At 44.7% G+C, this 12,812-nt stretch carries 10 protein-coding genes; 4 read left to right on the top strand and 6 right to left on the bottom strand.

All coding sequences use genetic code 11. From position 1 onward, the window contains the following. The first annotated feature begins 123 nt into the window (after positions 1–123). Entirely contained in the window at positions 124–1,017 is an 894-nt protein-coding gene (locus tag CS562_RS16115; RefSeq protein WP_099857111.1) for a LysR family transcriptional regulator, read from the top strand. A gap of 103 nt (positions 1,018–1,120) precedes the next feature. On the opposite strand, the gene CS562_RS16110 is transcribed toward CS562_RS16115, so the two are convergent. The 5 genes from CS562_RS16110 to CS562_RS16090 all read right to left on the bottom strand — a co-directional run bounded on the left by CS562_RS16110 (position 1,121) and on the right by CS562_RS16090 (position 7,920). After that, positions 1,121–3,040: a beta-glucoside-specific PTS transporter subunit IIABC gene (locus tag CS562_RS16110; RefSeq protein WP_099857110.1), complete on the bottom strand. Its 1,920-nt coding sequence runs from the start codon at positions 3,038–3,040 to the stop codon at positions 1,121–1,123. 126 nt (positions 3,041–3,166) lie between these two features. Then, positions 3,167–4,018 (bottom strand): BglG family transcription antiterminator LicT, encoded by an 852-nt coding sequence (licT, locus tag CS562_RS16105; protein WP_053781440.1) that lies wholly within the window; start codon positions 4,016–4,018, stop codon positions 3,167–3,169. Positions 4,019–4,252: 234 nt separating this feature from the next. Then, positions 4,253–5,677 (bottom strand): glycoside hydrolase family 1 protein, encoded by a 1,425-nt coding sequence (locus CS562_RS16100; RefSeq protein ID WP_099857108.1) that lies wholly within the window; start codon positions 5,675–5,677, stop codon positions 4,253–4,255. Positions 5,678–5,892: 215 nt separating this feature from the next. After that, positions 5,893–7,350 (bottom strand): glycoside hydrolase family 1 protein, encoded by a 1,458-nt coding sequence (locus tag CS562_RS16095; protein ID WP_090903753.1) that lies wholly within the window; start codon positions 7,348–7,350, stop codon positions 5,893–5,895. A gap of 279 nt (positions 7,351–7,629) precedes the next feature. Then, positions 7,630–7,920, bottom strand: coding sequence for a hypothetical protein (locus CS562_RS16090; RefSeq protein ID WP_099857106.1), 291 nt, complete (start codon positions 7,918–7,920; stop codon positions 7,630–7,632). Between the two features lie 148 nt (positions 7,921–8,068). Between CS562_RS16090 and CS562_RS16085 the strand changes: the two genes are divergently transcribed. The 3 genes from CS562_RS16085 to CS562_RS16075 all read left to right on the top strand — a co-directional run bounded on the left by CS562_RS16085 (position 8,069) and on the right by CS562_RS16075 (position 10,813). After that, positions 8,069–9,133, top strand: coding sequence for a suppressor of fused domain protein (locus CS562_RS16085; protein WP_099857104.1), 1,065 nt, complete (start codon positions 8,069–8,071; stop codon positions 9,131–9,133). A gap of 18 nt (positions 9,134–9,151) precedes the next feature. Further along, positions 9,152–9,910 (top strand): LuxR C-terminal-related transcriptional regulator, encoded by a 759-nt coding sequence (locus CS562_RS16080; RefSeq protein ID WP_099857102.1) that lies wholly within the window; start codon positions 9,152–9,154, stop codon positions 9,908–9,910. Between the two features lie 114 nt (positions 9,911–10,024). Continuing rightward, positions 10,025–10,813 carry a hypothetical protein gene (locus CS562_RS16075; RefSeq protein WP_099857100.1) on the top strand — a complete coding sequence of 263 codons (789 nt, stop codon included), beginning with the start codon at positions 10,025–10,027 and terminating at the stop codon, positions 10,811–10,813. Positions 10,814–10,918: 105 nt separating this feature from the next. On the opposite strand, the gene CS562_RS33720 is transcribed toward CS562_RS16075, so the two are convergent. Then, on the bottom strand, positions 10,919–12,670 hold the full coding sequence (locus tag CS562_RS33720) for an ABC transporter ATP-binding protein (RefSeq protein WP_099857098.1): 1,752 nt from the start codon (positions 12,668–12,670) through the stop codon (positions 10,919–10,921). Positions 12,671–12,812: the final 142 nt, after the last annotated feature.

The following is a 12,812-nucleotide window of genomic DNA, read 5'->3' as shown; positions in this document are numbered from 1 at the left end:
ACATGTGTGATTTGAAGTGTTTAAACCTTATGTATGTTAACATAGGATAATAGTATATTAAAAATACATGTTTTGTTGGTTTCCCATATGAAAAACATATCGCTGCATATAAGGAGAACACACGTGGATATCAAACAATGTCGCTATTTCATCGCGATTGCCGAGGAGAGACAGATCACGGCGGCAGCGCGCAGACTACACATGGCTCAGCCTCCTTTAAGCCAGCAGCTCAAGTTGATGGAAGACGAACTCGGCGTAGCTTTATTTGAACGCAAAGGACGCAGCATGGAGCTGACACAGGCCGGTCGAAGCTTCTATGATTATGCGGTTACGATGACCAAATACATGGAAGAAGCTGTCATGGAGATGCAGAGCTTCCGCTATGGTATTCGGGGCAAGTTGTCGCTTGGCATTAATACCATTTCAGATCGTTTGATCCCGCAGGCGCTCCAGCAGTTTCGGACAACACACCCTCAGGTGACCTATAAAATTCAGCAAAATGAATCTGCACAGCTCTGCCAGCTCTTGGGTGAAGGCAAAATCGAGCTTGCCTGTGTGCGGATGCCTGTCAAAACAGAACAATATGAAGTGCTGCATCTACCGCAGGAAGCTCTCTTCTATATTTCCTCCACACCGCTGAAGTCAGCGGATGAGCGTGGGATTTATTTTCAAAAGTTGGCCGATATCCCTCTCTTGCTTCCTAGCACTGAAGGACTCGGGATGTTCGAACTGATTTTACAGAAATTCCGTGAGCATCACGTGATTCCTTCCATTGCGGGCGAATGCTCGGATATTAACATGTTGTTGGAACTTGTGCGACTCGGTTTTGCAAGCTCCATCGTGCCCCATACGGTTCTTCAGCTTTATCATGAGCATCCGTTTCATATCTATCGTATTCAAGATGCGCAATCTGCCGTAGATTCTGCGCTTGTGTGGCATCGCAATCGTCATCTTTCCAAGCCCGCGCAGCACTTTGTGCAATTGGTTCAGGAGCTACTGCCTTCAAGCTCGGTATAGTGTCCAGCAGACATCGACCATCAATAATATCGTCCATATACTAAAAAGCAGCAGCCTTGCCGGAATAATTTCATCCGGCAAGACTGCTGCTTTTTGATGTTCGTTAAGCTTTTGCCGTGAACAACAATTCTTTTTCCTTAATCGTTGTACGCCCGGCAGACTCAATCGAATTATATTGATGCATGTTCGTAATAATAACCGGCGTAATCGTTGTGTAACCGGCTTTTTCGATTTCTTCTCTGTCGAATTCCATCAGTACATCACCAACGGCAACCTTCGCTCCTGCTTGAACTTTAGGGGAGAAGAATTGACCTTTCAGTTTCACGGTATCAATCCCGATGTGAATCAGCATTTCAGCGCCGTCATCACTAACGAGACCAATGGCATGTCCACTCTTCGACAACGAGAATACTGTACCGTTAATTGGAGAAACCACACGGCCTTCCGACGGCTGGATGGCAAAACCTTTACCCATAATCTCTTCCGAGAATGCAGGATCTGGAACTTCACTCAGTGATTTAACTTCACCAGTAATTGGGCTAAATACGTCTTGATCCAGTGCTTTAGTTTCTTCAACAGCAGTTACTGCGGAAGCAGAAGTCGTTGCTGCTGGTGTTGTAGGCTCAGCAGCTGGCGTTGCTTCAGCCGATTGTGGAGCATTGTCTTCTTGGAAACCAAGGATGTACGTCAGTACTGCCGCTGCTACGATGGCAATCAAACCACCAGCCAGAGCGTAGAGTAACGTGCTAATTGCCGGACTGATAAATGCTGCAATACTTGGCAGGCCCACTAGACCTGTAAGTACATAAGCTTTAACATTGACGATCCCCATGAATCCACCTGCAACAGCTCCACCGATCAGAGCTGCAATAAATGGTTTTTTGAACTTCATATTGATCCCGTACATCGCTGGTTCCGTAATCCCCATGATAGCAGTAAGACCTGTGGAATAAGCAAGCGATTTCGTTTTACCATTTTTCGATCTAAGACCAACACCAAATGCTGCACCACCTTGTGCCAAGTTAGCAGCAAACATCAGTGGAATAATAAAATCGTAACCAAGTGATGTCATCGAACCAACAATGATCGGCAACAGTGCATAGTGCATACCCGTAATGATCAGAAGTGACATCGTACCACCAATTAGGATACTTGCGAATATTGACATATTGTCGAACAACCATGAAATACCACCTGACAAACCATTACCGAGCACTGTACCCAATGGTCCAACCGTCATCAAGGTCAAAGGAACCATAATTAACAGGGTAACCGTTGGAACAATCAGAAGCTTAAGCGAAGCATGTGTAACACGATCAACCGCTTTCTCTACATAGGAAGCAATCCAGATTGCGAGAATAATCGGAATAACCGTAGAAGAATAGGTTGCTGCTATAACCTTAATGCCTACAAATGTGGTGTCACCATTGGCAAGCAAGGCTGTAATCGTCGGATGCATAATCCCCGCTGCCAGCGCTGCAGCAATATACATATTGCTACCGAGCTTGCGTGCGGCACTGATCGCCAGAATGATCGGCAGGAAGTAGAATGCACCATCACCGATAGCAGATAAGATGATATAAGTTGAACTGGTATCAGACAACCAACCTACAGCTACTAGGATTGCCACGATCCCTTTGATCATACCGGCACCCGTAATCGCTGGCAGAATCGGCGTGAATATTCCAGAAATAAAGTCGAACAATGCACTTACTGGATTTCTCTTTTTCTTCTCCCCAGTCGAAGCACTGGTTGATCCAGCGTCTGCATTCGGGGATTTGGACATGTTGCCTACAAGTGCATTATACACAACAGGCACATCGTTCCCGATAATGACCTGGAATTGTCCGCCATTCTCCATAACGCCCATAACGCCAGGTGTATTTTTCAGCGTCGCTTTGTCCGCTTTTTTGTTGTCATTCAGGTTAAACCGGAGTCTTGTCATACAGTGTGTGACTTGATCGATGTTCTCTTCGCCACCAACAAGCTTCAGAATATCCTTGGACAATTGTTGTTTATCCATTGTGTTTTGCTCCTTTTATGTGTAATGAAGGTAAAAAAAAACCTAAACACTGAATAATGACAAAGCAGTTTCAGCTTATCATTATTCAACGTTTAGGTTTTGCCTTTTTTGCAGTAACAATCCCAATTATTCAATTGTTTGTTCAGTTCTGACAACTCGTTCAATATGAATGGTCAGATATAGGATTTCTTCCTTGGATAAGACCCGGCTATAGATCTTGCGAGTATAGTCGTTAATCTTACAAGCACAAGCATGTGCCTCAGGATATTGTTTGCTCACCAGATCATGAAGCGGATTATCTGCTTCCTTATCTTCAATTGCTGTACCGTGTAGTACGCGCTGAGCAAAGAACTTCAAATGTGTCAGGAATCGATAATAACTCAGCGAATCCTCATCCAGCTCAATGACAAAGCTGCGTCGTACAATGTTGAGTATATCTTTTACGATATTCGTAATGCTGATGGTTTCTCTCATCTCACCATTCATCTGGGCATTGACCAGATGCATTGCGATGAATGCGCATTCGTCTTCAGGAAGCAGGACACCCAATGTTTCTTCAATAATCTGAAGTGCCTTGAGCCCAATGGCATATTCCTTGCGGTACATGCGCTTGATCTCCCAGAACAATGCGTTACGAATCTGCAAGCCTTGACGATGCCGGTCAATGGCAAAATGAATATGATCCGTCAGTGAAATGTAGATGCTCTCATGCAACTTCTCACCTAATACGGTCTCTGCATAACGGATAATTTCATCCGAGCATTCGACATATTCAACTGGAATATCTGACAGAAGCGTTTTCAGTTTCTGCGATACTTCCTTGCTTTCCAATGAGAATATTTTTTCGACCAGACTGTCGTCTATCGTTTCACCAGTATGCTTTTTGAAGGCTATGCCCCGTCCCATGACGACCAGTTCGTTTCCTCCTGGATCAATCACAGTAACTACATTGTTGTTCAGCACCTTCTCAATTTTCATTTCTTCACATCACCTTGCACCGTCAAAGTAGTAAAAGGCAAAACCAAAGCTGGTCATGAAACACATGCCCCGCTTCTGGTTTTGCCTGATTGAACAGTAACAATCCAGTATTCATTAGCCTTAGGTCCATCTTACCATATAATTATCCATCTGACAATGTTTTTGTGAAAGCGGTTAATGTGCTTGAATATGACACAAGAAGATGCTGCTCACATATGTCTTTAGAACTAGAAATTAATGGTTGTCGGATTTTAGACTTGCGCCGTTTGTACCAATAACTTCTTTATACCAATGGAATGATTTTTTCTTGTAACGATCCAGGGTACCTGATCCGTCATTGTTACGGTCCACATAGATGAAGCCATAGCGTTTCTTCATCTCTGCTGTGGATGCACTCACCAGATCGATGCAGCCCCATGAGGTATAACCCATGACTTCAACGCCGTCTTCAATCGCTTCGCCTACTTGTACCAAGTGATCATTCAGGTACTGAATCCGGTAATCATCATTCACCGTTTTATTGCCATTTTCGTCAGTGACCAGCTCATCGGCTGCACCCAAACCATTTTCGACAATAAACAATGGTTTTTGATAACGATCCCAGTATTTATTGAGCGTTACGCGCAGGCCTTGCGGGTCAATCTGCCAGCCCCATTCACTTGCTTTGAGGTAAGGGTTCTGTACACCTGCAAACAGATTTCCTTTGCCTTCAACACGTTTCTGTGGGTCACCTGTCTCACAAATACTTACATAGTAACTGAACGAGATGAAGTCCACCGTATGTTTCAGAATTTCAGCATCGCCATCTTCAAACTTGATGTTGATATTATTCGCTTTGAAGTAACGATTGATGTATTTCGGATAATAGCCACGTGCATGAATATCGGCAAAGATGTCATTCCGCTGTTCTGCATGCATTGCAGCTACCACATCATCTGGATTTGGTGTCAATGGATAGGTTGGCATACTGAGTACCATACAGCCAATTTTCGCTTCAGGCATAATCTCATGACCCAGTTTTACTGCCAGCGCACTTGCCACCAGCTCGTGGTGAATTGCTTGGTACAGATCCTGTTTGGAGAGTTCCGCTTTTGGTGTAAAGATGCCGCCACTCATGAATGGTTCTTCCAGAATGGAGTTAATTTCATTAAACGTCAGCCAGTATTTTACTTTGCCTTTGAAACGGTTAAACAAGACGGTTACATAACGCTCGTAGAAATCAATCATTTTCCGGTTTACCCAGCCGTCATACGTTTTGGACAAATGCAGCGGTGTCTCATAATGAGAAATCGTTACGAGGGGTTCAATCCCGTATTTGTGGCACTCGTCAAACAGGTCATCATAGAACTGCAGACCTTTTTCATTTGGCTCCAATTCATCACCTTTAGGGAAAATACGGGACCAGGCAATGGATGTACGAAATACTTTGAAGCCCATTTCAGCAAACAACTTAACATCCTCTTTGTAACGATTGTAGAAATCGATACCGATCAATTTCAGGTTATCCTCTGTCGGTCCTTCCGTTCTTGGCGTCGTAATCCCATGGGGCATTACATCCTGAACAGACAGGCCTTTGCCATCTGTATTGTAGGCTCCTTCGAGCTGATTGGCTGCGACTGCGCCGCCCCATAGAAAATCCTTCGGAAATGGTGTTGTCATATCTGTCATTCCTCTCTGGTTACGTTGTACTCATTCTTTGTTAAAACGGTTGACCCTATGCCCGTGAACACATCAAAAAGCGGACAATGCGCAACTAAAAGGGCTTCAAATCAGCCTGCTTTCTGTTGGGTTTTGCCCGCTTTATGCGGTAACAATCCTCGAATAACCTAATTACTTACAGCGATCCGGGTTTAAGATACAGGAATCAGATCAAATTATAGTTGCTCACCATTGCTGGCAATTACGTTTTTGTACCAGTCAAATGAATCTTTCTTCGAACGTTTGAGTGTTCCATTACCTTCGTCGTCCAAATCCACGTAGATGAAACCATAACGTTTGGACATTTCAGACGTGGACATGCTCACGAGGTCAATCGGACCCCATGCTGTAAATCCAATCAGATCCACACCGTCTTTGATCGCTTCTTTCATTTGTTCGATGTGTTTCTTCAGGTAATCCACACGATAGGAGTCATGAATTGAACCGTCTTCTTCAACACGGTCATATGCACCCAGGCCATTTTCTACGATGAACAATGGTTTCTGGTAACGATCCCAGAAGTTATTCAACGTTACGCGCAGACCGATCGGATCGATCTCCCAGCCCCAATCGGAAGCTTCCAGATAAGGGTTTTTCACGCCGCCAGTCAGGTTACCTGCTGTTTCTTCCTTGTCTGCGGATGCAGATTTGGTTACAGACATGTAGTAACTGAAGGAAATGAAATCAACCGTATTGTTCAGCAAGATCTCATCATCGCCTGCTTCTTTCTGAATTACGATGTTATTTTCTTCAAAATAACGAGCCATGTAGTTCGGGTATTGACCACGAGCATGCATATCCGTGAAGAAGAGGTTAATCTGATTCTCATGTTGCGCCAGACGAACATCTACCGGATTACAAGTCGCCGGGTACGTTTCCATCCGAGCGAGCATACAGCCCACTTGGGAACCAGGAATAATCTCATGGGCAAGCTTGGTTACCAGTGCACTAGCTACAAATTGGTGATGCAGCGCTTGATATGTCGTTTGCAGTTGGTTGTCCACTTTATCGATCAGGATACCGCCGCCTGTGTATGGGCTAAACAGCATCACGTTGATTTCGTTAAACGTCAACCAGTATTTCACTTTATTTTTATAACGGTTGAACACAGTCTCTGCATATCTCACATAGTGTCCAATCACTTCACGACCTGCCCAACCATTGTATTTCTGTGTCAGACCCAGCGGAGTTTCATAGTGAGACAAGGTTACCAGCGGTTCAATGCCGTATTTCAATAGTTCGTCGAAGACGTCGTCATAGAATTTCAAACCAGCTTCGTTCGGCTCTTGGTCATAACCATTCGGGAAAATACGTGCCCAGTGAATGGACAAACGGAACACTTTGAAGCCCATTTCAGCAAATAATGCGATATCTTCTTTATAATGATGATAGAAATCAATACCAAAACGTTTAGGGAAACGTTCTTCAATTTTGCCGGAGAGGATCTCTTCAATTCGTGTAGAGGAGATTTCCATGGCATGTCCGCCTGTACGCTTCTCTTTGGGAACATGCGCAATCATATCCGCAGTAGAGAGACCTTTGCCGTCCTTATCAAATGCACCTTCTAATTGGTTGGCAGCTGTAGCGCCTCCCCACAGGAAGTTTTCGGGGAATCCTTTTTTTGCCGTGGTCATAACGAACAACCTCTTTTCGAATTTTATTTGGGTTTTTCCCGAATACAGCGGCTGTATTTCAGGCCAAAAAACAAGAAAAACCTAAACTCAAGGTAAAATAGCTCGCAAAAAAAGAGCCTTCATTTCACCATCAGTTTAGGTTTTGCCTGTCTGCACAGTTACAATCCATCAAAAGATGTTATTGCGTATTCGGTTGTTTTCTCTTGTAATGTAAGCGTAACATATCTATTTTGCAAAATCAACTTTCCGTTTTATGCACTCGCTGACCACCTTTGGACGTTATCGAGGCATTCGCATAATCGCTGCTCTTAGGGCATTTGTATCCCCGTATTCGAGATAGCTGGCAGGACTTTCGTCGCCCAATGCAGGAACTTTCATGTCTATCCATCTTAGCGCATATTCACCCATTTCAACTAATATAACCTTGCTAATATCTGCCGGAATCCCCCGCTGCTCTGCACATTCAGCCCATTTTGGGTCCACATGTAAATATGATTTTTCAAAGAGTTGCACAAATGAGTCCCAACTGCCCTGATTAAATTCCGCCAGATATAACTCTTTCATACTCATGTAAATTCCCTCACTGAAATAGACATCGTAACCCCCAAGTCCTACGATAAGCAATTCATCCTTAAGCCGCTTGAAACCGATTTGGAAAAAGGTAGACTTAATTTTAAATGTTTTTCGGGAAAATGAATAGCCAAGGAGGAACACAACAATGACTGAAGAAGCAAACACATCCGGTTGGGATGCCATTGATATAGCAGTTGGTAAGTTATATGGAGATCAGGAACCACTTCACTATGGTACAGCCATTCCTTATATGCTCGGTGGACCTGATCCGCTAAATGGAATTAGCGTATACAAAGTGGATGCCCCCATACCTCACTGGCATTTCATTACCTATGGTTTTTCAGAACTGTATGAGAAGGAATCGGAGGATCTCGAGCATAGCGGTTATGGATTTGAAATGACGTTTCGGCTTACCCGGAGTGAGGGTGAGTCCATACCCCCGTCTTGGGCTCTGAATCTATTACAGAACGTTGGACGATATGTTTTTACTAGCGGGAACGTATTTCATGCAGGAGATTACATGGATGCAAATGGCCCCATTTGTCTCGGCTCAGATACATTACTAACCGCACTTTCTTTTATTGAAGATCCTGATCTGACAGAGATCTCCACACCCAATGGAACGGTGAAATTCATTCAGATGGTGGGAATCACCGGTCTGGAACTCGAAACGATGCAAACATGGAACACCCGCGGATTGTTAGCAGCCTTTGTTGAATTCATGCCAAAATACGTTACGGATCTCATGAGAAATTCATATTTGGATATCCCCTCAGTGATACAGGCTGTTGAGCGCGGGATTGAAGAGGAAGGTTCCAGTACAGCATTTTTATTCATACAACAACTGGGCTGGATATCTCCACGCAAGAGAATACTGCAAAAAAGTGTACCCGCTGAACTCCAGATCGGAGCAAAACAAGCCCAAATTATCGGAAAAATACTACGTAGCCGCTTTTCAAAAGGCGCTCCACTGTCCCTAATCGGATCAGGAGTGAACATTACGTTCGAAGCCGGGGGGACACCTTCATTTTCTGAGGATGGCAACCAGATTAAGGTAGTTGTGCATGAACAAACCGTATCGGAGTTAGTTGCAAACCTTCGCCCAGTCGAGCAAACATTTGAAATTGCTTCACTACCCGGCGTTCTCTTTCGAATTGCCCGCACTGAAATTACCGATCAGGATGGTCATGTGATCGAAACCATCGGTTGATCACAAGGAGGTAACCATATGTCAAGAACATCTTCCTTACGGAAGAGCTGGTCCGAGAGCGAAAATTATGCTCCCGGTATGGCACATATTCAATATTTAACGAAAACCAATCTGGACAGGATTCGCAAAATTAATCATTTTCTGATTAACGCCTTCCAGCAGAGTCTCTCGGATATCAAAGAAAACCTGTCCAACACATATCTCTTTCTGCTCACCGACGCGCATGGAGTTCTGCTTGCCATGGATTATAGCCCCGATCTGGAACAAGTGGTGAAACAGTCACCCATCCGCCCAGGTATGATCTTTACAGCTAGAAGCTGTGGCGTCAATGCCATATCCGAATCTATGGATAAACATGGGCCTGTTCAGCTGTCCCCTGAACAGCATGAGAATCCACTTTTTCAGAACTGGCATTGCTACGCTGCACCTTTGTCGGTCGGTCTTCAACATGTTGGCTACCTAGACGTCTCCACCATTAATGCAGACATCCAGAGTGAGCTGATTGCAATCGCCAAGCTGATCCCGGCCCATATGCAAAATCGGTATCAATCTAACCTTGCCTCGTCGGTAACAGAGCAGCCATCGATTGAATTCACGAAGCGACAGTTAACCATTCTGAAAATGATCTCTAACGGACTGACGGTTAAAGCCATTGCTTTGAAATTGAAAATAAAGGAGTGCACCGTAAATCACCATAAAAAAGTGATTTTTAACAAATTAGGTGTACAATCCAGCACGGAAGCTGTTTCAATTGCCAGCCGTCTGTCTTATCTATAAAGGTACACCTATAGATTCCTATAGGTGGTCAACACGAACATCTGTGCTAAGATTTTTAGGTACACATGAATTAGAGAGAGAACAAGAACACACACACATTTTCAGGAGGGTAATATGTCTAATCCAAAAAAAGCTTCATTGTTTGCCATGTTAATTATGATTCTGTTGGTTGCTGCAGCCTGCGGCGACAAAGCGGATAACAACGTCAAATCGAAGGAATCCACTGCAACAGAAACCACTGCCGGCACAGATACAGACACAGCCAAGACAGAAGATACGGAGAACACGGAGAGCTCCGAAGCATCCACTTCCGAGTCCAAGGAAACAGATAACTCCAAAGACGTTGAATTGGGAACTACGGAAAAAGGCTCTTACAACAATGACTATTTCGGTGTTTCGTTGAAATTCCCCGAAGCTTGGGAGTTCCAGGATGCCGCAGGCATGAACGAGCTGACTAACGCTTCCTCCGAAGTTATTGCTGGAGATGATGAAACGAAGAAAAAACAAATTGAGCTATCTCAGGCCAAAACACTGAACCTGTTGATGGCTTCACAATATCCATTGGACGGAAGTCAAGTTGGCCCTTCCGCCATGGCGATTGCTGAAAAAGTAAGCCTGCTGCAAGGAATTCGTACCGGTAAAGATTATCTGAAAGCAACGAAGAAATTCATGGAGGACAGCCAGTTCCCTTATGAATACAAGGAATTCACAACCGAAACCATCGGTGGCAAAGAGATGGATCTGATGCAAATTACGATGGATGCGGGCAATGGTTCAACCATTACGCAAGATTACTACAGCACCATTATTGAAGGTTATGCATTCAACTTCATCTTCACCTATTTGGATGATACTACAAAGGCCGAGATCGACAACATCAAGAAATCCGTTCAGTTCAAATAATACACTCACTGTCACAGTGCCTAATGTGCATGAATAGAACCCCGCGCAATGACCTTCCACAGATCATTGCCGGGGTTCTTTTTCGAGTAAAATGAATGTTTCACCTTATCCGGAAATGGCCACCCAATGTCCCTCTTTGACTTCCACCCATCGGGACTGCTCCAGATTATAGCGATCTTCCACTTCTACCGTCTCTCTTGGGGCTTCGTTTACAGCATGACGTTTTTTCTTCGCTTCCACAGCCGGGTCCGGAACCGGAATAGCCGATAACAAGGCCTTTGTGTACGCATGCTGAGGGTTCGAATATAGTTCTTCACTTTCTGCTAACTCCACAATCTTCCCATTATACATGACAGCTACACGATCACTGATATGTTTAACCATGGACAAATCATGTGCAATGAACAGGTATGTCAGACCGAGTCGCTGCTGCAATTCTTCAAGCAGCTGTACGATCTGAGCCTGAATGGACACATCCAACGCAGACAAAGGCTCGTCACATACAATAAATTCAGGTTCCACGGCCAGCGCACGAGCGATTCCAATCCGCTGCCGCTGACCACCCGAAAATTCATGAGGGTATCTCTGGGCATGAGCCGGATCGAGACCCACCATCTCCAGCAATTCCTCCACACGTTTTTCCCGCTCAGCGGGGCTGCCGGCAAGATGGTGAATATCCAAGGCTTCCCCAATAATGTCCATAATTCTAAATTTCGGATTAAGCGAGGCATACGGATCCTGGAAAATAATTTGCATATGTCTCCTCATCGTTTTCATCTCTGAGGCAGAGAGGCGGTTGAGCGGCACTCCTTTAAACAGCACATCCCCACCTGTAGGTTCATGCAGTCGTAGAATGGCTCTGCCTGTAGTCGATTTCCCGCTGCCCGATTCGCCTACGACCCCAAGCGTCTCCCCTTGGCGAATCTCGAAACTGATATCGTTCACAGCTTTTAAAGTGTTGCCTTTCCCCAAATTAAAATGTTGTTTGAGGGACTTCACTTCCAGTAAAGGCTGATCATCTTCCAGATCGCGTGGCACCAACGAGACGAGTTTCGGCTTTTTCTTCTCATCCAGTCGAGGTAATGCATTCAACAGCCTGGACGTGTACGGATGCTTCGGATTTGCAAAAATCTCTGTAGTTGTGCCGGATTCCACAATCTGCCCGTCTTTCATGACCACGACCCGATCACACATGCCTGCCACTACTCCGAGATCATGGGTAATCAGAATAATAGAAGTTCCCAGCTGTGCCTGCATATCTTTCATCAAATTTAGGATTTGGGCCTGGATAGTAACATCAAGCGCAGTTGTAGGTTCATCCGCAATCAGCAATTCAGGACGGCAAGCAAGAGCAATAGCGATCATCACCCGCTGACGCATACCTCCGGAGAATTCATGTGGGTACTGATTGAAACGTATTTCACTTCGGGTGATACCAACGAGCTCCAGCATGGCAATCGCCTGCTTCTTCGCTTCCCCTCTGGAAAGCTTCTGATGTTTAATCAGACTTTCGGTGATCTGTTTTCCGATTTTCACAGTCGGATTAAGCGAGCTCATAGGGTCCTGAAAGATCATGCCGATGTCACGGCCACGGATACTCTCCATCTCTTTTTGCGTTTTATGGACCAGGTCTACCCCTTTAAACAGAATCTCACCCTTTTTCATCTGCGAAGGAGGCGAGGCAAGCAGCCGCATAATGGAACGTGCCGTAACACTCTTCCCACTGCCGGATTCCCCTACAATGCCAAGCGTTTCGCCTTTCCGCACTTCAAAACTGACTTCTTTCACCGCCTGAAATTCACTCTCTCCGGAATGAAAAGAAACGGACAACTCATTTACTTTCAACAAAGGTTGCATGTGATCACCAGCCCTCATCCATATTTTCACATGTGCTCATATGTATACTCTTCCATACCTTGACAATTAAATAGACTCTAAATAATATATACTATATCAATCGGAATAATGCAATTTAAAATGAGATGAAAGGAGGCTCGCA

Source organism: Paenibacillus sp. LK1 (assembly GCF_002750415.1).
GTDB classification, from domain to species: Bacteria; Bacillota; Bacilli; order Paenibacillales; family Paenibacillaceae; genus Paenibacillus; species Paenibacillus taichungensis.
Note: the sequence above shows the minus strand (reverse complement) of the source record. Positions and strands in the feature narration are given on the sequence as shown.